Source organism: Pseudomonas syringae KCTC 12500 (genome assembly GCF_000507185.2).
In the GTDB taxonomy this organism is placed as follows: Bacteria; Pseudomonadota; Gammaproteobacteria; order Pseudomonadales; family Pseudomonadaceae; genus Aquipseudomonas; species Aquipseudomonas syringae.
On record NZ_AYTM02000002.1, the window covers coordinates 3,686,978 to 3,708,639 of the forward strand.

Below are 21,662 nucleotides of genomic sequence, written 5' to 3' on the forward strand. Positions count from 1 at the left end.
TCCCTGATGGATGACGGGCGTGGATCACCACGAGAACGTCATGCGTGCGAAAACGCCTTCTGCGCGGTCATCGCCAAACACTTTCTCGCGATACTGCACGGAGAAGTCGACATACGACTGCGGCGCCTTGTATTTATCCTCGCGGAACCAGTAACGCACGCCCGTACCGACACCAAGCCCGCCAGCATTACCCGATGATGTGCTGCTACGGCCGAGACTGTCGACCTCACTGCGCATTTTTGAATCGTAGTCCACTGCGGCGACCACGTGGGGAAACACCACCAGCCGCGGGCTGATGCTGTCCAGACGGAAGCTGCGCCCGACCTGCCACTCACTGTTGAAGTAGTTGCGCTTGTCCTGCAGATAGCGCCCGCCTTCAGCGTACAGCTGCGAAGTCCACCAGCTCGGTACATCGACGCGCAGGTCGGTGCCGATGCTCGAGCCGTAGCCCAGGCGCACCAGCCAGTCGCCGTCGGCGTTTGAGTTGCCCAGCGGAAAGGTGCGTTCGAAGGCGCCGATCACGTTGACTGCGCTGAACGGCTTGACCCGGATACCGAGCGCGCCCTGCAAGGCGTCCGCGCCTGTGTCGGAGTCGCCTTCCTTGCTCCACAGCGTGTCGGTGATACGCCCGTAAAGCTCGACGAAGCGCGCGTTACGGTAACCGAAGGGGCGCCAGAACACTTCGGTGCTGTTCTGCACGCTGTCATTGCTGCCGCCGGGTGCGCCGCTCAGGCCGCTGCTGGTGCTGGCACCCCGATAAGTCGTGGTGTTGGTCAGGCCCCATTCACGGGACAGATCAGAGACGGCGCGTCGCGTGTCGAACACCTGTTGCGCGGGCATCTGCAGATCGCCGGTCTGCTGATAATCGAGCACGCGCTTGAAGTAGGCGATGGCCTGCGCATCGTTCGACGTGCGCATCGCGCTGTAGGCGGCATCCTGTACTTCGCGGGGCTTGAGACCGGACTGACGGTCAACACGCTTGAAGGTATCCAGCGCACCTTGATCATCGCCCGCCTGGCTGAGGAAATAGGCAATCTGCACTTCATCGCCGGGTTGCAGTTGGCCTGCATCGCGAGCTTGCTGCAGACGTTGCAGCGCCTCACTCGGCTGGCCCATGGCGGCATACAACGAGGCCTGTTCACGCAGGGGCAGGTTGCCAACCGCCATGGCCTGGCCGAAGTCCTGACGTGCACCGTCCTGATCGCCCAGGCGTTGACGCATTTGTCCGCGCTGGACGAGCAGGGTGGCGTCGTTGCCATTCAGCGCCAGCGCTTCGGTGGCCGCAGAGCGCGCTTCGGCATACTGCCCTTGGGCAATCAGGGCGCTGACCAGTAATTTCCGGTAGGCCATCTGTTTCGGAAAACTGCGCACAGCCTCCCGCGCCTCGCTGACTGCGGTGTCGTTATCGCCGCGTGCCAGTGCCTTATAGCCGGTGGCTGCCTTGTCGACCGCTACCTGCTCCTGAATCGCCTGCCGACGACGCGTCAGGACCTGTTGCGGCCCCAGTGCCTGCTCGGCGTCGTTGATGGCTGCTTGTGCTTCATCCAGACGCTGCTGACGTTGCAGCGCCTCGATCAGCATCATGCGGTAATCAAGGTTCTTCGGTGCCTGGGCAATGGCCTTGCGCGCATGACTCGCCGAGCCGTCGTAGTCGTGCCTGGCATAGGCGCGTAGCGCCTGATTGCCTTCCAGGTAGCCAGGCTTGGGCCTTGTCTTGTAAGCGCGTTGCGGGTGATCGCGGCGGTACTTGTCGCGTTCGGCCAACGTAATGAGGTCACGCAACTGCTGAGCGTCACCGCGCTGACGCAACGCTTCGTTGGCTTTGGCAATGGCCAGGTCGTAGTCCTTGCGGTTGTAGGCCATGTAGGCTTCGTTGGCGATGGCATAGGCGGGTCCGGTCAACGGCAGGGGCAGTGTCTCCGCCTGGCTGAGCGGTGCAACAAGACCCAGGCCGCTCACCAGCAGCGACAGGATGAAGGGGCGCTTCATAGTGGCTGCTCCGTTTGATCGTCAGATCGGTAATGGTTGTGCTGACGTGCCACAGCCTGTTCGATGGTTTCTCTGGGCAGCACGCCGATGTCGACCAGGTAATCGCCGATCCGGCCATGCACATGCGGGCGGTAGCCGAGCATGGCTTTCTGGAACACGTCGCGGTCCAGCAGGCCTTGCTCGATGAGCAGATCGCCCAGCAGTGGTGCTCTGGCTGGAAGCGGCTGACCCTCGACCACCTGAAGCTGACGCAACTGCGCGACGATGTCGCTTTCACGGGCAATCAACTGCACCGGCTCGGCACCCAGCTGTTGGGTAATCTGCTGCAGGCCATCAGGCGGCAGCGGACTGGCCACTGCAATTTCCTGGCGACCCAGCGCATTCATCTGCAACGGCACGACACGCCAGCGCAGGCAGAACTCATCGGCCAGCACACGGCTGTCGGCACGCTTGCTGGCGATGTCGAACACCCGCGGCAGGTCGTTCTGAAAAGCGATGGCCTCAGCAAGGGTTTCATCGTCGAGCCAGCCGTGGCTAAGCAAAATCCTGCCCAGTGGCACCTGACGGGTTTGCTGTTCAGCCAGTGCGGTCTGCAGTTTTTCGTCGTTGATGGCTTGCCAGGACAGCAGCACGCTGCCCAGGCGGCGGGGTGCGACGGCAATCAGATCGGAAGACGGAAAGTCGTGCATGGTCTTGTCCCAGACCAGCTTGCGGTTGAGCACCTTGCCCACCAGAAACATCCGCCAGGCCCGCGCCGCAGCCATGAAGTTGACGAAGTTGCCGACCACCATGCGCGGTATCGACAGCAAACCGTGCTGCCAGCCGTAAAGCACAGTGGTGAAGTAGCAGCGATGCAGGATCCGCCACAGCAATGCGATGCCGTTGGCCACCAGCAGATACTGAATCAGCCCGGTGGTTTCAAAAGGTGTCGGAAAGCTGGTGTTCCAGACTCCGCTGGAGCGCAGCACAATCAGCGCCAGCAACTGAATGAGGATGGCATAAGCAAGGATGCTGACGAATGACGTGACCACACCCTTGCGGTCCCGAAACAGCAGGTATCGATTGGCCAGCGAGCCGGTCCAGCCCATTTGCTCCCAGCCTTGCAAGCCGATACCCAGCGTCCAGCGCGCTTTCTGGCGAAAGGCGGTGCGGAAGGTGTCCGGAAAGAACTCGCGCACGCACAGCGGCATTTCCAGCGTCGATTCATAAGGCTTGCGGAACCACGATTTGCGCAGCACCCGAAATTGCACCGGGAAACGTACGAAGATCGCCTGCATGCCGTATTTCGCCAATCGCGCGCCGACGTCGTAGTCCTCGGTCAGGCTTTCGGTATTGAACGGCTGGTTCTGGTTTTCATCCGCCAGCACCATCAGCGCACGTCGCGAGAAACAAGTGCCGACGCCAGCCGAAGGCACGGTGTCAGTCATGCTTTCGCGTACCACCAGGTCCTTGCCGTGCCATTCGGCGAACTCGTCCATGTAGGTGCCGGCCACCCATTCGTACCAGTTGCGTTCCAGCGACACGACCGGCAACTGGATCATGTCCTTGCGTGGCAGCAGGTAATTGAACAGGCGCAGTTCAAGCGGGTGCAGCACGTCTTCGCTGTCGTGCAGGATGGTCCCGGCGAACTGTACGGAATGAGTCTTCTCGTACAGAAAAATCGCCTGGATCACCCAGTTCAGGCAGTCGGCCTTGCAGGTCGGGCCGGCGTGCGGCACCTCCACGCGGTGCAACTGCTTGTAGCGGCGACGCATGCGCTCCACTTCATCGATGGTGCGCTGGTCGTTGATGTAAGTGCCGACGAACACCACGTAGTTCTGATAGTCGAGCGTCGACACCATGTTTTCGATCATCGGCGCGATGACGTCGTATTCCAGCCAGGCCGGGACCATGATCGCCAGCGGCTGCTCGTCGCGGGCAATCAACTGCTCTGCAGTCAGTGGCCGGTAGCGGCGTTCGGCGGTGAACTTGCGGTACAGCCGCCGCGACCAGTACCAGATATCGATGAACAGGTCATCGATACTCGATACCAGGATGATCAGCCCGACAACGATCGTCGCGACTTCCAGCACGCTGTAGTAATGGGCCAGCCAGTAAGGCCAATAGAGCGACGTCATTGTGGCGGCCTGTTACGAGCGATTGCGACGGGCGCTACGGCCAGCCAGCAACAGAATGAGAAAAAGTACGATGCCGCCGGGGATCAGCCACAGCAGCGAAGGTTTGCGCCAGGCGTCGATGCCAGTGCTTTCCTCCTCCTCGATCATCTTGCTGCCGGTCGGGTCCTTGGCGTCGAAGGTAGCGATCGGGCCGCTGTCAGCCAGCACTGCGGCGTTGCCACGTTCCAGCAGTACCGGACGTTCGAAAACCGGGGTCTGACCGCCCAGCGTGCGATAGATCATGCCGTGCTGGCCGCCAGCTTCGATCACTTGCAGCGAAGCCAGGTGGTTGAGCGACTTGAGGTCGAGCAGCGTCTGCTCTTTGTGGTTGATCAGCAGGTGTCCGTCGTTGCTGGCCTTGACCGACTCGGCGCCGTCCTTGATGGGCAGTTCGAAGGCCAGGAAAGACTTGGCCGGGGTTACGGCTACGCTGGCGTCATCGCTGACGCTGAGCTGTGCGCGCAATGGCGAGACGCCGGAGGCGCTGGCGATACGGATGACTTGCGGCAGGCTGCTGGCCGGGTGCTCAAGGTAGCCCTTGGGCACCATGATCTGCGTGTCGGTGGCGAAGCGTGCCGCCATGCCCGAGAAGTTTTCGTCAGGCGTGACCTTGTCCAGCACGATGTGGCTGGTTGGCAATACCGAGATCGGGAACGCCTGCGGCGTCTCCAGGCACTGGTTGCTGACCGGCTGACGCTGGAAGGACACGCGCAGTACGTTCTGCGCCGCCAGTGCGTACTGCGGAATGCGAGCTTCGATGCGCTCTTTCTTGCCATCGGCCGTCAGTTGCATCGCGCCGATCAGGTAATCGTTGAGGAACAGCGTGGCAACCGGCGGGGTACCCGATGCGCCGGGGGCGGCAGCGATATCGATCATCGCAGTCACCGGTACACGACCGTCATAGGCAACGCTGCCCAGCGGGAACGAGGCGCTCCAGTCGGTTTTTGCCAGCACATCCACCGTGCCGGGCTTGCCGCCCAGGCGGGTCAGTGCGACGCGACCGTCTTCGCTCAGGGGCATGGCGGCCTCTTCGCCGATGGTCAGCTGGCGATTGCGCGCCAGTTTGTTCCACGCCGAACTGAACAGGCCGATAGCTTTGTCGGCCGACTCCGGCTTGATCATCAGCAGTGCGCGATTGCCCAGCAGGGCCAGACTCACGTCATCCCCGGTGCTGTTGGCGAGCGGCTTCTTGATGTGGCGTTCGCGCCATTGGCCCAGTGCGCTGGCCGCCGAAGCATCCAGACCCTGCACCTGCGCCTGGAGAGCGTCCATGGCGTCGTCGATTGCCTTGAGCAACTGCGGATCGCTGATCGCCAGGTCGGCCTGCAACGCAGGTGTCTGGCCGAGCATCAGCAATGCACCGATTTCCGCCGGGTCGCGCAGGGTGTACTGGCCCTTGCCTTCGAGCCCTGCAAACGCCGGAATCTGTTTGAGTTCAGCCGGAATAGTCAGGCCGCTCAGGTCCACGCTGTCCTGCACCGCAGGGAACGGCAGAATGCGTGCCTGCTTGCCGATGCGTTCCAGCGCTACGCCCAGACGCCAGGCGGCATCGTAGCTGGCGTTCGACAATGTGCCGGGTGCGACCAGCAGGCCGGGTTTGCCGGGCAGTGCGTTCCATACCGCGCCGACGTCCTGCAACTGGCTGGCGTCATAGCTGTACGTCAGGCGCGTGTGCGGATCGATGCGCAACACGTTGCCGATCGCGCGTTCGTCTTCGCAGAGCACTTTCGAGATCACCGACGACCAGGCAATCCCCAGCCGCACCGAGCCGTTTTCGCGCGCTGCCTTGTCGACGCCCAGCGTCGCACTGGCGTTGCCCTGTTCTTCATTGAGGCCCAGCGCACGTACCGGATAACCGTCCAGCGACAGCAGCAGCGTGTTGCGGCCTGCCTCGCCGTTCAGGTAGCTGGCATCGAAATTCAGCGTGGCCTCGGTCAGCGGCACATTGGCTGGCACCGGCAGGTAAAGCTCGCGGCGGGCGTCGGTGGCATTGAGGATGATCGGACGATCAATACCCAGCTCCCTCAGCTCGACCACGCGCTCCTGGCGATTGTCGGCAGTGATGCGGTTGATCGCCTGGGTCAGCGGGCTGTCGGCAGCCAGGGCGAATGCAGGCATCAGAGCCAGCAGGCTCATCCCGCAGGCAAGTACGCCAAACGCGCCCATGTTTACGGCAACGGAAGATTTCATCGTGCAGATCTCGGTAAAGGCTCAAGGCCATTGGGTCTTGATACAGGCTGCCGGTCTGCTACAACGTTTTTCGGGCACTCGGTCTGAACCGGGTGCCCGTATTGTTTGCGGACTGCTTCCTGCGGATTTTTTAGGGTGTGTCTGCGCTATCTGCGCGACCGTTGTGCTAGCTGGCCATCGAGCGCAACTCCGCATGTTCGTGCTGCGGCTTGATTCGTGTATCCATGTGCCTGTCCATCGAGTCCTGGCGCTGACGCGGCAGCTCGGCGACAAACTCATCCACCGGACGGCCCATCAGCGCATCGACGATCCGTGAACTGGCTTTGCCGTCGCCATAAGGGTTGGCCGAGCGGGAGGCGTTGTGCCACAGGGCATCATCGTCAAACAGGGCGTTCACGCCACGAATGATGGCGTCCGTTTCGGTGCCCACCAGGCGCACGGTGCCTGCCGCGACCGCTTCCGGGCGCTCGGTGACATCGCGCATGACCAATACCGGTTTGCCCAGCGACGGCGCTTCTTCCTGCACGCCACCGGAGTCGGTGAGGATGACGTGAGCGCGTTGCATCAGGCGCACGAACGACAGGTAGTCCAGCGGTTTGATCAGGTGCACGTTGGGCAGCTCACCCAGGTGTTCGGTCACCGGCCCCAGTACGTTGGGGTTCAGGTGCACCGGGTAGACGATCTGTATGTCGTCGCGTCTGGCAAGCTCGCCCAGCGCCTTGCAGATATTCAGGAAGCCGTCGCCGAAATTCTCGCGACGATGACCGGTCACCACCAACACCCTGCGCTCGGGCACCAGGAACGAAAACTGACGATCAAGGGCATGGCGCAGCTGACGGTTGCTGTCGATTCGTTGCGCGGTCAGGTGCAGGGCGTCGATCACGGTATTGCCGGTCACGAACGAAATGCCCTGCAAACGCTCGCCCAGCACGTTGCGGCGCGACTCGGCGGTGGGAGCGAACAGGTGATCGGAAATCAGATCGATGCAACGACGGTTCATCTCTTCAGGCCATGGCTGACGGATGTCTCCGGTACGCAGACCGGCTTCGACGTGGCCGATGGGGATGCGGCGATGAAAGGCCGACATGGCCGCCACCATGGCTGATGTGGTGTCGCCGTGAACCAGCACTTTGTCCGGCTTCAGCTCGTCCAGAATCGGGTCGATCGCCGCGTAAAGCGCAGCGGTCAGCGAGTTCAGTGTCTGATCGGGGCGCATCACATCGAGGCTGTAGTCGGCTTTGAGCTCGAACATGTCCAGCACCTGTTGCAGCATGCTTTGATGCTGCCCGGTAATGCAGATTCTTGAGTCGATACCTGGCTCTGCAGCCAGTGCTCTGACCAGGGGAGCCATTTTGATGGCCTCCGGACGAGTACCGAAAATGGAAAGGACCTTCATTCTGGGGTGCAGACCAGCCATTATTTCCTCCCGCGCACCTAGCGCGTCGCACAGCAGCAAGAACCAGGCTGAGAACAGCTTGGTCAGCTAGCGAGTTGATGAGTTTCTCGGGCGGAAAGATCGGAGTTTGTGGCTCGATGTTCACTTCAGTGTGAATGTAGCAATATGCCTTGTTACCCGGAGTTGTCGGGATTATTAACAGAACAGGATAATAAAGCAAAATGTTTTATTAAGTATTTTTCAAAGTAACAATGAGTATGAACTTTAGAATTTCACCACGGTCAGTACAGGGTTAAATTTTTTAGGAAGGGCCTTTTGGTCAATGAATTCGGGGCTTTTGAGGGGGGGTTGGAACGTTTTTCCAGCTGTTTTGAATGCCTGTTTGCCACGCGTAGTTATGAGTGATGGCAAAAAGTTCCAACAAAGTAGTGGCGCTGAGGCGGGCGTCACTACAGCAGAATCCTGACGCCTGTTTAATGACGGGAAGAGAGAAGGGGTTCACAAAAATGACGCTAATATAATGACGGTTAGCAACTTTGATTAGGTGTCGAGTTTGACACGCTGACGAGCGGGCGGGAGGTTAGGAGTTCGCTTAGATGCTGTTCAAGTTGTACGGCATATACAGTATTGAGTTGTAGCAGCAATACGGACGATTGCCCAGCCATTAAATGAGAATGATTGGCGACCCCCTCGCATGAGGGGAGTCGCAGCTCACAGCGAAATCAGCCTTTCGCCTCGGCCGGTTCCGACAGCTCGCTGAGCGCGGTCGCGTTGTTCTTGAACGCCGCTGCGAACACGGCGCGATTCTTCGCCATGTAAATGCTCGCATCCTCTGCATGCTTCTCCGAGATCCCCGGCACGTTCTTGATCAGGACGTCGGTGAGAAGCTCGGCCAGCTCGAGCATTTGGTCGTGCGCATCGGCGAGTTTACGGTCCACGAAAGTAGTCTCCAGATCGCGGGTACTGCGGTAAAGGGTTTCAACAGCCATTTTGGCCTCGTCGTCTTATCCAGTGTTGAAAGGGCTAGACCCGGGCGTTCAGCGCTTTGTGCTCTGACCAGCGGGTATGCAAAGCATTGATCGTGCATGACCAGCGCGCCGGTCAGGTGTAGCGGGGCACTGCGTGAAGACCTTTAGGGAAGCTGGCCTGCGACGCAACAGCGAAAGCGATTTCTCGATTACTGTGTTTTTATACAGTAAAAGCCATGTGCCAATCAAGCCCTGCCTGAATAGTGGCGTTTACGCATCTTTTTTGCGCTGCAAATGTGCCTTGCGACAACCCGCCGCGCTCTCAACCATAGCCTATGGCCCTGTTCCTGCTTTAAAAAGCAGGCCACAAGGGTGTCACGAGTACCCGGCATCATCCGGTCGGCATAAACGAAGGTTCAGAGGTAAGCGTCATGGGGAACAAATGGGCAGTAAAGATAAGACACCGCGTGCATGCGCAGGCCGAGTCACTGGGCAACCTGTGTGTGGAGAGCTTCCACTTTCTGGCGCTGTTCGCGATCGGCGCGATCACTGCCTGGGCGTCAGTGGTTGCATTTCTGGGGATGGTCGAGAAAGGCAACGTCACGGTCGATGACATCCTGCTGCTGTTCATCTATCTCGAGCTGGGGGCGATGACCGGGATTTATTTCAAGACCAACCACATGCCCGTGCGCTTCCTGATCTATGTTGCGATCACTGCACTGACCCGCCTGCTGATTTCCGACGTGTCCCATCACAACCCACCGGACATCGGCATCATCTACCTGTGTGGCGGCATTCTGTTGCTGGCGTTTGCGATTCTGGTAGTGCGCTATGCGTCGTACAAATACCCGTCGGCGAAGATTCCCGATTCGTCCAGCACCGTCAAAGGCGCGGTGACGGAAGAAAAGGGCGAAATCTGATCGAGGCAGCGGCGGCATCTGTGCACGATGCCGCCAGCACGCTGCTTATAGAAGAAGGCAATCAGTTCAGCCAGACCCCGGCACGCCAGTGCCAGCCGTCACCAGCGCTTTCCCAGTGCGGATGCACATAGTGATAGCCGGGTCGTTCGGTTTCCCAGTGGCCATGTACCGGCACGAATCGCTGGCCGTTCCAGTGCCAGTAACCGCGTGCCCATATATAGCCGGGACGAGGGGCCGGTTCCACCTCGACAACGCGTTCCGGTGGCGGTTGCGGCGCGATCACTTCTTCGACGTATTCATGATGGGCATGCGATCGTTCATGGACCACACGCTCTTCGACACAGCCTGACGCTATCGCAAGTGATGCGATCAATACCCCATAACGTAAATACATGTTGCCTCCTCGGAATCACCCGCAGGTGCAGTGGCGCTGAACTCAGTGCCCAGTCGCTCGAATGTTTCTGCGCAAGGATTGTTGTAGCAGGATGTATCTGTACTTTTGCTGAAGAGGAGGGAGGGGGGATGGTAGCGAAAGGCCGGTTTTACTGGGGGGAAAGCCCGATCAGGCAGGCTGGAGGGTATTGAACGGCATCAATCTGTTTTTGCTCTATGCAGCGCCGACAACGGCACTGCATAGAGGGGAGGGGCCGGTGCATCAGACCCCGGCACTGGCCGTTGCCTGACTCTGCGGCCACAGACCATTGGCCGGGACAGGTGCCTTTTTCAGGGTCGCGCCGTCGGTCAGCGCTGCAAGGATCTTGATCGCGCTGTCGCCACGTTCGATAGCGATGCCGAATTGCACGCTTTCTATCAGCTTGCGCAGGCGTTGTGGGTCATTGCGTTGGGCAGCGCTGATCAAACGCTTGGCAACGACGCCGCATTCGTTGGACAAGGTCAGCATGATGCTGCCGTCCAGCCCTTGAATGCTCAGATTCACCCGATAGTCGGGGTGAAACGTGTCCGTGATCATCTGAAAAGGATTGTCCATATCATTCACCTGCTCAATGGTCTGCATAAGTTGACCGGGTAGTAGTCCTTTTGGTTCTCGACGACTGATCAGCGGTTGCGTTACTCCTGCGCTGGGTGCTGACGGGGTTGCTGTCGTCTTCCGCGTTGATGACAGGGTTTCTTTTCGAGAAGCTTTGACGCATTCACGACGTTCAGTCCGCGCCAGAAAGTGGCCGTCCTGATGGCCTGCCTCGTGGCGCGTACTACAGGGCTTTGCATGGTTCGGGCCATATTGCAGGGGCGATGCGCTAGAAGCCGCCGAGCGGGAGCACTGCGCAGTCGCTTCCTGGTTGGCTTTGCTGCAGGACGAGCCGGTCAGTCGGGTTGAAAAAAGTGCTCTCCAAAGCGGGCGAAAAACAGCTCCCGTACATGGCCTGCTCCTCTCGCGAAAGCGTTTTGCTCATGACTTTTTCGAGTGATTGTCTGACACTCCGACAACCGAATCTTGACGTCAGAGATTCGTAAAGACGGGGTCGAAACCGTAATCGCCCACTGTCCAGTTTCTGACGTTGAGCGTTGTGCTGCGGAGTGGCTGGGTGAGTGTTGAACACCTGTCGGTATGAACGGCAGACCCGCACCCTCATCGAGGGGACGCGGGATGATTTTTGCTCGCCGATGGCGGTCAGGTGCAGCGCTCGGGCTGCTCGGCGCTGGCTGTTAAATTCGATGGACGGCACCCAGCGATCAAAATGGCTGCGAGGTGAGGGAAGGGTCAAGGTGGCCAAAACTGTGCAGCGACCGTTTGTGGTGCGCTTGCCGGCCCGTGGCAAACAAAAAGGGCGAACCGTCGCCGGTTCGCCCTTTTCTTGCAAAACGTGTCAGTGAAGCATCAGGTCAGACGAGCGGCTTCTTTCTCCTGCTCTTTTTCCAGAAATTCTTCTTCGAGCAGCGCGTCCGGGCTGACCGGATCTTCATCCTGTTCGGCAATGATCGGTGCGGCGCCTCGTTTGCCGCGCAGTTTGCCAAACAGATGCTCGAGGGCGTGATCGAGTTTTACAGCAGCGCCATCCACAGCCTGATCTACCGTATCAGCCTTGTGGGAAACAGAAATGGGTTGGTGTCCTTTAGGGCGAGCTTCCATCTGGCACTTGATGTCGTGCGGGCCAGGCTTGTCGCCGTTTTCGTCGCGGATGTGGACTTCCACGCGGGTCAGGTTTTCATCGTAGTGTTCGAGCGTGCTTTCAACGGTGGTACGAACCCACTCCTCCAGTCGGATACTGCTTTCGATGTGATTATCGCTATTGACCTGGATTTGCATAGTTAATCCTTATTAGGGCTTGCTCGTGCGAGGCTGGACTGCATGATTCCTGTCGGAATCGTTTTCGTTTGCGCTCATTCACAGTGTTGGCGGCAATGGCCTGACAATTCAACCCCAATGTGTAAGAAATATTTCGCAGCAAAAAAAGGATGCCTTGCCGCGAGGCTGCGAATCAGCAGCGGACGCAGAGCGTCCGGAACGGCATTCCCATGCGAAGCGTAAGGAACGAGAAGTGTCCGGGAGAACACTTTTCTTGCGCTCTGGCGTCCGAAACTAGAACGCGACCGACGTCTGTACGTACACCGTGCGCGGTTCGCCGACGTATTTGCCGCGGTTGTTGTCGTCGAACGAGCGGGTGTAGTACTGGCGGTTGAAGATGTTCTTCATCCCGACCGCGACGTTGAGGTCAGACAGTTGCGGGCCGAAGTCGTAGTTGGCGCGGGTGCTGAACAGCATGTATCCAGGGATCTTGCCGGTGCTGCCGTCGGCGCTTTCAGCTGAGGTATTGGCGTTGTCGGCAAACTGGTCGCTCTGGAAGGAGCTGTCGAAATTGAGCTTCCACGGCCCTTCGGTGTAGCTGACACCCATGGTGCCCTTGTGCTTTGACGAGAACGGCACGCGGTTGCCCTTGTTCGGGCCGTCTTCGCGGATCGTGGCGTCGACGAAGGCGTAGGTCGCGTAGACATCGTAGCCGGCCAGCACCGGGCTAAGGCCCTCCAGCGCATAGTTGACGCTGGTTTCGATGCCCTGATGACGCGTCTCGCCGCGTGCGATCACCGTGTCGTTTGTCTGGTTGCTGTCGTACTGGTTGTCGAAATTGATCAGGAAGGCGCCGATCTCGGCCCGCAGGTTGCCATTGTCGTAGCGTGTGCCCAGTTCCCAGGTGCGGGCTTTTTCCGGTTTGACTTCATCGCCGGTGACGCGGTTAGGCATCTGGCTGTACTGCACACTGCCGAACGAGCCTTCGGTGTTGGCGTACAGGTTCCAGGTGTCGGTCAGGTGGTAAAGCACATTCAACGCGGGCAGCGCGGTGCTGTAGTCGCCCTGGTATCGGGCGTTGGTCAGGTTGTTGTTCTGCGCGGTGTCGATCATCTCGTAGCGAATGCCCGGCGTGATGGTCCACTTGCCGATATCGATGCGGTCGTCGATGTAGAACGCATGCGCTTCGGTCGCTCCGCGTGTGTCGCGGTCATTGCGGCTGGCGGTGGTCGGCAGTTCGCCGGTGACCGGCTCGCGATAGCGCAGTTCGTGACCGGCCTCGTTGACGTAACGGTAGCCAACGCCGACTTCATGCCAGGTTTCGCCCAGCGCAAAGCCTTGCGAGAAGCGTGTTTCCAGGCCACGCACCCAGTATTCGCGGGGCGACAGGGAAACGAAGCTACCCTGATCCAGATAGCCGCTGCGCAGGGTCTTGGTGAAGAACGTATTGGCGGTGAAGACGCGCGCGTCCTGTTCGTAGCGATAGCCGAAGTTGAACATGGTGCGACGGCCCCAGAACTTGTCCTTCAGGCGTGTCGACTGGTACGGATCGGCATTGTAGTCCGCGACGCTGAGGCCACCGGGCATCTGCGCTTCGCCATCGTAGTATTGCGCCATGGCGTTAAGGCTGTTGGCGTCGTCGATCTGGTATTTACCCTTGAGGATCAGGTCGTCGATTTCGGTGTCGCTGTGCTCGCGCCAGTCGCCGCCGCGCACGCCGGAATACAGAATCGCGCCGCCCAGGCCGTTGTCCGCGGTGCCACCTGCCAGCAGGTTACCGGTGGTCTTGAAACCGTCGTGGCTGGACGACGGGCTGGTCTCGGTTTGTATGCCGCCCTTGAGAGTGGGGGCATCGGGGATCGCGCGGGTCACGAAGTTGACGATGCCACCCACGTTCTGCGGACCGTAACGGACTGCGCCACCGCCACGCACCACATCGACTGCGTCCATGTTGCCCATGCTGATCGGCGCAAACGACAGTTGCGGCTGGCCGTAGGGCGCGAATGGCACCGGGATACCGTCCATCAACACGGTAGAACGCGACGCCAGGCGTGGATTGAGGCCGCGAATGCCGAAATTCAGCGCCATGTCATGGCTGCCAGTGCCGTTGTTGTCCGGCGCATTGACGCCCGGAATACGATTGAGCACTTCACGCGCCGATGTCGCGCCGACCCGCTCGAACTCCTCACGGCGAATCACGTCACGTGCGCCGGGATGTTCGAAAACGTTGGTTTGCTGCGCAGCGCCCAGCCAGTCACCGACCACCGTGGAAACCCCCAGCTCGATCGGCGCGCCAGCCGTATTTGCCGATTGCAGGGTGAAGCCGTTATTGCCATCGGCCATGGCCTGCAGGCCGGTGCCTTCGAGCAAGGCATTCAGGCCCTGCTCGGGTGTGTATTGACCTTCCAGGCCACGGCTTTTCAGGCCGCTGGTCATCTGCGAACCATAGGAAATCAGCATGCCGGACTCACGACCGAACTGGTTCAGCGCCGCTTCAAGCTCGCTCGGCGCAATGTGATACACCTTGGGTGCGACCTCGGCGGCCTGCACCATCGACAGACTGCCGACCGAAAGGCTCGCGCCGAAAATGACATGGCGCAATGTGCGCACCAGCGGTGAAAGTTGAGTAGGGCGGGCTGACATGCGGGAGTCCTTTGACCGGAAGGTTGAGAGAGGCTTTCCCTGTCTGTCACGCGAGGATCGAAAAACAGCTCACGCTTTTTGAAAGATTTTAGCCGGCCAGCGCAAATCCACCTGACATCTAAACACCGCTGTGTGACGCAGAGCGTCACGAAAGGCACTACCACGCGGAGTGGGAACGATAGTCAGCGTAGTGTCAGCCCTGTATTTCGGGCTCTCCAAGACGCGTATGTCCACATGAGCACTGAAAAGTGGGAACGAGCAATCACGATCAAACCCGCGCCTGCACGTTCACCCAATACCGCGTGAAGCGCTGCACGCGCACCGGTAGGGCGAGTTCGAGCATGTCGAGGATGCGCTCGCTGTCGGCCAGCGGGTAGCTGCCGGAAATCAGCAACCCTGCAACCCTCGCATCGCAATTCAGACGACCGCGGCGGTAGCGGCTCAACTCTGCGAGAAAATCGGCCAGCCTCATGCGCGACGCCACCAGCATCCCGTCCACCCAGGCACCACTGCCTGCGTCCAGCGGACGAACCTTGTCCCAGGCATCACGGCTGAACGTCACCTGTTGGCTGGCCTGCAGCATCAAACCGGGGCCGCTCTTTCCGGCAGGGGATATTTCGAGGGCGCCGGCAAACACGGCCAACTGCGTGCGCCCATTCAGTTGGCGCAGGTTGAAACGACTGGCGCCGGTCGAGGCCCTGACCGTGCCTTCGGCACTTAACAGGTTCAGCGGACGCGTGTCTGCCGAGGCCGTCATGAGGATTTCGCCCTGCAGCAGTTCGATCAGGCGTTGTTGTGCATCGAAACGCACATCCACCGCGCTGGCAGTATTCAACTGCACCTGACTGCCGTCGCTCAACGCCACTTTGCGCTGTTCGCCCACGCCACTGTCGTAGTCGGCCAGCAAGGGTTGCAGGGCAATCTGCTCGCGCAGGCCCCAGCCCGCTGCCGAGCCTGCGCCGAGCAGCAACAGCAGTTTCAACGCATGCCGACGGCTGGCGGACTTCGGCGCATTGAGTGCCGCATACGCCAGCGGCGAGGACAGCCCACTCAAGCGCTGGTTGACCCGCTGCATGTGCGCCCATGCCCGTTGGTGCTCGGCGTTGCCATTGAGCCACAGCTGCCAGGCGTGCTGACGACGGGCATCCAGCGTGCCTTCCTGCATTTCCAGCAGCCAGCCAACGGCCTGCTGTGCCACGGCAGGCGAGATGTCGGATTTATTCAGGGACTCGTTGTTCGGATTCATAGGGCGAAATAGCAGCGCAGGGCAGCCTTGTGCAGATGGCGCTTGACCGTCGCGACGGAAATATCCAGTTCGGCAGCGATCCGGCCATGGCTCAAACCGTCGACCTGCGACAACAGAAACGCCCGCTTGACCAGGGGCGGCAGGCCGTCCAGCAGTTGATCGAGTTCGACCAGGGTTTCGAGAATGATCGCCCGCTCTTCTTCCGAAGGCGCCACGCGCTCCGGCAGTTCGGCCAGTGCCTGATGGTAGGCGTGCTCCAGGTCCTGACGCCGGTAGTGATTGCACAGTACGCGTTTGGCAATCGTCGTCAGAAAGGCACGCGGCTCGACGATTTGCGCTGTATCGCGTGCGCCCAGCACCTTGATGAACGTGTCCTGCGCCAGGTCTGCCGCGCTGTGCGGGCAGCCGAGTCTGCGTCGCAACCAGGTCGTCAGCCAGGCGTTGTGTGCCCTGTACAGGCCTTCGACAGTGTGATTGAGAGCGGAGTGGGCGACGGGTATCACGGGGAACAATCCACGGGGACTCATTGATGGCGTGGATTCTGGCAGACTCTTTTGCGTATGAGAATATTTATCATTAATATTGCGGTTCATTTGTCCCGTTCAGGATCAATGGCGCATACCGCCGGCTTTTGTTGCGACCGCTTCCCGGTCGCCCATGAACGGCTTCCCAGGTTTCCTGAATCAATGCAGACCCTCTGATGGATGTCACCAGCGCAAGCCGCCCTCTGCCGCAAAAACGCACGGCAAAAGCCAGAGCCAGGGGCGTGACGGCGGCCTATCGCCTTGCCATTGCCTCGCGGGCACTGGCTGCGGTATTTGCCGGTTACCTGCTGGCCTCGTTGGTCAGCACCTGCATCGCTCAATGGCTGCCGATTACTCGCGCCGAAGCGGTGGTGACGGGGATGATGTTCTCGTTTCTCGCCTATCTGGGCGCGGTGCTCTGGTGTTTTGCCTGCCGTACGGCGCTGCAGGCGTGGATCGGGGTGCTGACGCCCTGTGCCTTGCTGGGGGCGGCCTACACCTGCGGTCGGTGGTTACTGTGAAGGAGGGTTTTCGCCAGTCGATGGCCTGGCTGCACACCTGGGTCGGCTTGCTGTTTGGCTGGCTGCTGTTCGCGATTTTTCTGACCGGCACGCTTTCCTATTTCAAGGAAGAGATCACCCACTGGATGCAGCCGGAGATTCCGGTGCGCGCGCTCGATGCAGGCGCCAGCGTGCAACAGGCTCAGCATTACCTGCAAAGCCATGCAACCGGGGCCACGCGCTGGTTCATCAGTCTGCCCGATCAGCGCACGCCAGGCCTGGTGGTCGGCTGGCTGCCCGAGGGCAAGCAGGGCCAGCGCAATAACTTCGTGCGCAAGCTGCTCGATCCGCAGACCGGCAGCGAGGTGCAGGCGCGTGAAACACGCGGTGGTGATTTCTTCTACCGGTTTCACTATCAACTGCAGATGCCTTATCCCTGGGGCCGCTGGCTGGCAACCAGCGCCGCGATGGTGATGCTGGTCGCACTGATTACCGGCATCATCATTCACAAGAAGGTTTTCAAGGAGTTCTTCACCTTCCGTCTGCGCAAGGGCCAGCGTTCCTGGCTGGACGGGCATAACGCGCTGGGCGTGCTGGTGCTGCCGTTCCACCTGATGATCACCTACAGCAGTCTGGTGATCTTCATGTCGATGGTGATGCCCGCGAGCATCCTCAGCCAGTACGACACAGTCCAGGCCTTCTACAGCGAAGCCTATCCGTTTCCGGAAACGGTCAAGCGCGAAGGCATCGCTACGCCGCTGGTAGCGCTTGCGCCGTTGGTCAACGCTGCGAACGCGAAATGGGACATCGGCCAGGTCGGTCGGGTCATCGTCAACAATCCGGGCGACAGCAGCGCCTCGGTTCTGCTGACGCGTGATGACAAGGGCAGCATCGTGCCGGACCGGGGCGGGGCGCTGACGTTCAGCGGTGTCAGCGGCGAGCTGTCGAACGAAGTGCCTGAGCGGCCGCTGGCGTTGCTGATTTCCAGCGGGATGTACGGCCTGCACGTGGGCCATTTCGCCGCGCCGCTGCTGCGCTGGCTGTACTTCATTTTTGGTGTCGCCGGGACTGCAATGATCGGCACCGGGTTGGTGATGTGGCTGGGCAAACGTCAGCTCAAACACGCAAAGACCGGTGTGCTGCCACTGGAATTGCGGGTGGTTGAGGTGCTGAACATTGCCAGCATGTCCGGGTTGATGCTTGCGGTGGCCAGCTTCTTCTGGACCAATCGCTTGCTGCCTGGCGGATTCGCCGGGCGTGCCGATTGGGAGGTCAGCGTGTTCTTCACGTTCTGGGCCTTGTCATTCATGCACGCTGCGCTGCGCAAGGGGCGTAATGCATGGCGAGAGCAACTGGGGCTGGGCGCGCTGCTGTTCGCCGGGCTGCCGTTGCTCGATCTGCTGATCTGCGGTCGCTATCTGCTGGATTCGTTAATGTCAGGAAACTGGGTACTGGCGGCCTTTGACCTGACGGCGCTGGTCACCGGGCTGTTTCTGGGCTGGGCGGCGCTGAAGTTCAAGGTTGTACCTGCTGATAAAAACGCCCGCGTCTCGTTGCCGGTTGCTGCGCAGGAGGCGCCCTGATGCTGCTGGTGGCCTTGCTCTGCTATGTGGGGTTTACGTGCCTGTGCCTGTCCATGGCCCGGCATTACGGCGAACTGCTCAAGGGCCCGTTGACTGAACAGAGGCGTCGCGCCCTCAAGCTGGCCGGCTGGAGCGCGCTGTTGCTGTCGTCGTGGGCGGCGGTTGATGACCATGGCTGGATGATGGGGACGGTGCACTGGTTCGCTGCACTCATGGGCAGCGCGGTGTTACTGGTTGCTTTGCTGTCGTTCCGGCCGCGTTGGGTGCTGGCGCTGGCGGGGTGTGGCGCGCTGCTCAGCCCGTTGGCAGCGTTGAGTCAGCTATTGGCCTAGCGCCGTTCTGTACTCACCCGGTGTCGCCCCCGTGGCCTGACGAAAACGGTTGCTGAAATGGCTGGCGCTGGCGAATCCACAAGCCAGCGCGATTTCGCCCAATGGCTTGCCGGTGCTGCGCAGTAACTGGCGCGCCTGCTCGGTACGCCGCGCCAACAGATACTGGTGCGGCGGCAAACCGAAGCTTTCGCGAAACATGCGTGCGAAGTGATATTCCGACAGCGCACACAGGCCGGCCAGTTGACCAAGGCTCAACGGGTCGGCGAGATGCATTTCGATGAAGTCCACCAGATGCCGGCGCAGGTGCGGCGCCAGACCGCCTTTCAGGCGCAGCCCTTCGCGCAGGCCTGCCTGATTGAGCAGCGCATGGCTGACCATCTCGTGCGCCAGGCTGCTGGTCAGCAGGCGCTCGCCGGGTTCTGCCCAGTTCAGGCGAATCAGCTGCCGGAAGCGTGCGGCTTGTGCGGGGTCTTCCAGAAAGGTGTTTTCCCGCAGTTGCATCTCGCGTGGCTCGCGATCCAGCAGGGTCACGCAGCCCAACGCAAACTGTTCCGGGCTGAAATACAGATGCGCCAGACGGATCTCGCCGTTCACCACCCAGGCGGACTCATGGCCGGCAGGCAAGATGCACAACTTGCCCGGCGCGCCTTTCTGGTCCGGTCTGCCGCGGCGAAAGGTCCCGGTACCGTCCTCGATATAGCACGACAACGTATGATGGGTCGGTGCGTGATACTCCTGCGAGTCATGCCGATTGTTCCACAACGCCGCCACTAGTCCGTCGCCCAGCGGCGCGCTCTGCTCCAGATTGGCATTGGGTGAACTGTTCAGGGCCTGAAAGACCTGGATGGATTCAATGGCGGGCATGACGATTCCTCTAGGATTTGTATCCTACTCGCTGGCGACGTCGCTGCCAGTAACGCTTGAAGCAAATGCGCAAGATTGTGCAAGCGCGGGCAGGCCGGCACGCAGCAGACTGATGGTTCATCAAGGAGCCTGCACCATGAACCTCTCGCTTTATCTGCTGACCGTGCTGATCTGGGGCACCACCTGGATCGCCCTGAAACTCCAACTCGGCGATGTCGCGATTCCAGTCTCAATCGTCTATCGCTTTGCCCTGGCAGCATTGGTGCTGTTTGCATTCCTGTTGCTGAGCAAGCGTCTGCAGCCGGTCAATCGTCGCGGCCAGTTGATTTGCCTGGCGCAGGGCGTGTGCCTGTTCTGCGTCAACTTCATGTGCTTCTACACGGCCAGCCAGTGGATACCCAGCGGCCTGATCGCGGTGGTGTTCTCGACCTCGACGCTGTGGAATGCGCTGAACGCACGGGTGTTCTTTCGCCAGAAAATCGCCAGCAATGTGCTGGCCGGTGGCGCCATGGGTTTGATCGGTCTGGCGTGTATGTTCTGGCCTGAAATGTCCGGGCATGGCGCGAGCCGGCAAACCCTCATCGGCCTGGGACTGGCCTTGCTGGGCACGCTGTGCTTTTCGGCGGGCAACATGCTGTCGAGCCTGCAGCAGAAAGCCGGTCTGCGTCCACTGACCACCAATGCCTGGGGCATGTTCTACGGGGCGACGATACTCGGCATGTATTGCCTGCTGAGCGGCACGCCGTTCAGCTTCGAATGGAACACGCGCTATGTAGGCTCACTGCTGTTTCTGGTTATCCCCGGCTCGGTGATTGCGTTCACTGCCTATCTGACCCTGGTCGGGCGCATGGGCCCGGAGCGCGCCGCTTATTGCACGGTGCTGTTTCCGGTCGTGGCGCTGAATATCTCCGCCTGGGTGGAGGGCTATCAGTGGACCCTGGCTGCCTTGCTGGGGCTGATACTGGTGATGGTCGGCAACGTGCTGGTGTTCAGGAAGATCAGGCCGGTTGCCGTCGTGGTCGGCGGCAAACTGGCCTGAGTCGGTGTTGATCGTGTCTATCCTGCACAGCAGCCCTGCACTGCGAGAGAGGCGGGGCCTCAGCCTTTCCACACCTGTGGGTTGACCAGATCCTGCGGTCGTTGACCGAGCAGCGCGCTGCGCAGGTTGCCGTAGGCGCGATCAGCCATGGCCTGGCGGGTTTCGGTGGTGGCTGAGCCGATGTGCGGCAGGGTTACCGCGTTCTTCAACTGGAACAGCGGCGATTCGCTCAGCGGCTCTTTTTCGTAGACGTCCAGACCGGCGCCGCGAATGGTGCCGTTCTGCAGCGCTTCGATCAGCGCAGGTTCATCGACGATCGGGCCGCGGGCGATGTTCACCAGGATGGCGCCGGGCTTCATCAGGCTCAACTCGCGGCGGCCGATCAAGTGTTGGGTCTTTTCGCTCAGCGGTACGACCAGACAGACGAAATCCGCTTCGGCCAGTAACTGATCCAGGCTGCGAAATTGTGCCCCCAGCTCCTGTTCGAGTTCGGTCTTGCGGCTGTTGCCGCTGTACAGAATCGGCATGTTGAAGCCCAGACGACCACGGCGGGCAATCGCTGCGCCGATGTTGCCCATGCCAACAATACCCAGCGTCTTGCCATGCACATCGGTGCCGAAGTGCGGCGGTTCGATGCTGCGCGTCCACTGTCCGGCCTTGGTATAGGCGTCCAGTTCAGCCACTCGGCGGGCGCTGCTCATGATCAGCGAGAAGCCCAGATCAGCGGTGCTTTCGGTCAGTACATCCGGCGTATTGGTCAGCAGAATGCCGCGCTCGCTCAGGTACTCGACGTCGTAGTTGTCGTAGCCCACCGAGATGCTGGACACCACCTCCAGTTTGGTGGCGTTCTGCAGCTGTTCGCGACCCAGCTTGCGGCCTGCGCCGATCAGCCCGTGGGATTCAGGCAAGGCTTCTGCAAACTGCGCGTTGATATCACCCTGCTTGGGGTTGGGCACGATCACGTTGAAGTCTTGCGCCAGGCGCTCGGCCATTTCAGGAGAAACACGGCTGAAGGCGAGTACGGTTTTTTTCATTGGGCAGTCACTCTTGAGCGGTTGAATGAGTAG

General features: G+C 60.4%; 18 protein-coding genes. 5 read left to right on the top strand and 13 right to left on the bottom strand.

Features of this window, described 5'->3' with window-relative positions; all coding sequences use genetic code 11:
* Positions 1 to 24: 24 nt before the first annotated feature.
* The 5 genes from V476_RS16810 to V476_RS16830 form a co-directional block, all read right to left on the bottom strand.
* Entirely contained in the window at positions 25 to 1,989 is a 1,965-nt protein-coding gene (locus V476_RS16810) for an NfrA family protein (RefSeq protein ID WP_024959505.1), read from the bottom strand.
* Entirely contained in the window at positions 1,986 to 4,106 is a 2,121-nt protein-coding gene (locus V476_RS16815) for a glycosyl transferase family protein (protein WP_024959506.1), read from the bottom strand. The genes V476_RS16810 and V476_RS16815 overlap by 4 nt, the downstream gene beginning before the upstream one ends.
* 12 nt (positions 4,107 to 4,118) lie before the next feature.
* The gene (locus V476_RS16820; protein ID WP_024959507.1) at positions 4,119 to 6,335 is read right to left on the bottom strand and encodes a cellulose biosynthesis cyclic di-GMP-binding regulatory protein BcsB; all 2,217 of its coding nucleotides are present in this window, start codon (positions 6,333 to 6,335) and stop codon (positions 4,119 to 4,121) included.
* Positions 6,336 to 6,501: 166 nt separating this feature from the next.
* Complete coding sequence (gene wecB / locus V476_RS16825) at positions 6,502 to 7,752, bottom strand: non-hydrolyzing UDP-N-acetylglucosamine 2-epimerase (protein ID WP_003421747.1); 1,251 nt, start codon at positions 7,750 to 7,752, stop codon at positions 6,502 to 6,504.
* A gap of 701 nt (positions 7,753 to 8,453) precedes the next feature.
* Positions 8,454 to 8,720: a YebG family protein gene (locus V476_RS16830; protein ID WP_003341670.1), complete on the bottom strand. Its 267-nt coding sequence runs from the start codon at positions 8,718 to 8,720 to the stop codon at positions 8,454 to 8,456.
* A gap of 410 nt (positions 8,721 to 9,130) precedes the next feature.
* Between V476_RS16830 and V476_RS16835 the strand changes: the two genes are divergently transcribed.
* A complete protein-coding gene (locus tag V476_RS16835; protein ID WP_003316964.1) occupies positions 9,131 to 9,619 on the top strand; it encodes a phosphate-starvation-inducible protein PsiE in 489 nt (162 codons plus the stop codon).
* A gap of 61 nt (positions 9,620 to 9,680) precedes the next feature.
* Here V476_RS16835 and V476_RS16840 read toward each other — a convergent pair whose 3' ends face one another.
* The 6 genes from V476_RS16840 to V476_RS16865 all read right to left on the bottom strand — a co-directional run bounded on the left by V476_RS16840 (position 9,681) and on the right by V476_RS16865 (position 16,253).
* Entirely contained in the window at positions 9,681 to 10,013 is a 333-nt protein-coding gene (locus V476_RS16840) for a YXWGXW repeat-containing protein (protein WP_003316963.1), read from the bottom strand.
* A 261-nt stretch (positions 10,014 to 10,274) separates the two neighbouring features.
* Positions 10,275 to 10,607: a DUF3509 domain-containing protein gene (locus tag V476_RS16845; RefSeq protein WP_024650108.1), complete on the bottom strand. Its 333-nt coding sequence runs from the start codon at positions 10,605 to 10,607 to the stop codon at positions 10,275 to 10,277.
* Positions 10,608 to 11,456: 849 nt separating this feature from the next.
* Complete coding sequence (locus tag V476_RS16850) at positions 11,457 to 11,885, bottom strand: HPF/RaiA family ribosome-associated protein (RefSeq protein WP_002552231.1); 429 nt, start codon at positions 11,883 to 11,885, stop codon at positions 11,457 to 11,459.
* 273 nt (positions 11,886 to 12,158) lie between these two features.
* Complete coding sequence (gene fecA / locus V476_RS16855; protein ID WP_024959508.1) at positions 12,159 to 14,507, bottom strand: TonB-dependent Fe(3+) dicitrate receptor FecA; 2,349 nt, start codon at positions 14,505 to 14,507, stop codon at positions 12,159 to 12,161.
* A gap of 268 nt (positions 14,508 to 14,775) precedes the next feature.
* Positions 14,776 to 15,753: a FecR domain-containing protein gene (locus tag V476_RS16860; RefSeq protein WP_024959509.1), complete on the bottom strand. Its 978-nt coding sequence runs from the start codon at positions 15,751 to 15,753 to the stop codon at positions 14,776 to 14,778.
* Complete coding sequence (locus tag V476_RS16865) at positions 15,750 to 16,253, bottom strand: sigma-70 family RNA polymerase sigma factor (protein WP_024959510.1); 504 nt, start codon at positions 16,251 to 16,253, stop codon at positions 15,750 to 15,752. The genes V476_RS16860 and V476_RS16865 overlap by 4 nt, the downstream gene beginning before the upstream one ends.
* Positions 16,254 to 16,453: 200 nt before the next feature.
* Between V476_RS16865 and V476_RS16870 the strand changes: the two genes are divergently transcribed.
* Genes V476_RS16870 through V476_RS16880 form a run of 3 tightly spaced genes read left to right on the top strand, consistent with a single transcriptional unit; the run spans position 16,454 to position 18,692 of the window.
* A complete protein-coding gene (locus tag V476_RS16870) occupies positions 16,454 to 16,798 on the top strand; it encodes a DUF3649 domain-containing protein (protein WP_003316960.1) in 345 nt (114 codons plus the stop codon).
* Positions 16,799 to 16,818: 20 nt separating this feature from the next.
* Positions 16,819 to 18,360 carry a PepSY-associated TM helix domain-containing protein gene (locus V476_RS16875; RefSeq protein ID WP_024959511.1) on the top strand — a complete coding sequence of 514 codons (1,542 nt, stop codon included), beginning with the start codon at positions 16,819 to 16,821 and terminating at the stop codon, positions 18,358 to 18,360.
* Positions 18,360 to 18,692: a DUF3325 domain-containing protein gene (locus V476_RS16880; protein ID WP_024959512.1), complete on the top strand. Its 333-nt coding sequence runs from the start codon at positions 18,360 to 18,362 to the stop codon at positions 18,690 to 18,692. The genes V476_RS16875 and V476_RS16880 overlap by 1 nt, the downstream gene beginning before the upstream one ends.
* Here V476_RS16880 and V476_RS16885 read toward each other — a convergent pair.
* Positions 18,681 to 19,556 (bottom strand): AraC family transcriptional regulator, encoded by an 876-nt coding sequence (locus V476_RS16885; RefSeq protein WP_017277811.1) that lies wholly within the window; start codon positions 19,554 to 19,556, stop codon positions 18,681 to 18,683. The genes V476_RS16880 and V476_RS16885 overlap by 12 nt on opposite strands.
* Before the next feature lie 136 nt (positions 19,557 to 19,692).
* Here V476_RS16885 and V476_RS16890 point away from each other — a divergent pair, with 136 nt between their 5' ends.
* The gene (locus V476_RS16890; RefSeq protein ID WP_024959513.1) at positions 19,693 to 20,595 is read left to right on the top strand and encodes a DMT family transporter; all 903 of its coding nucleotides are present in this window, start codon (positions 19,693 to 19,695) and stop codon (positions 20,593 to 20,595) included.
* Positions 20,596 to 20,654: 59 nt separating this feature from the next.
* On the opposite strand, the gene V476_RS16895 is transcribed toward V476_RS16890, so the two are convergent.
* Positions 20,655 to 21,629, bottom strand: coding sequence for a 2-hydroxyacid dehydrogenase (locus V476_RS16895; protein WP_003316953.1), 975 nt, complete (start codon positions 21,627 to 21,629; stop codon positions 20,655 to 20,657).
* Positions 21,630 to 21,662: the final 33 nt, after the last annotated feature.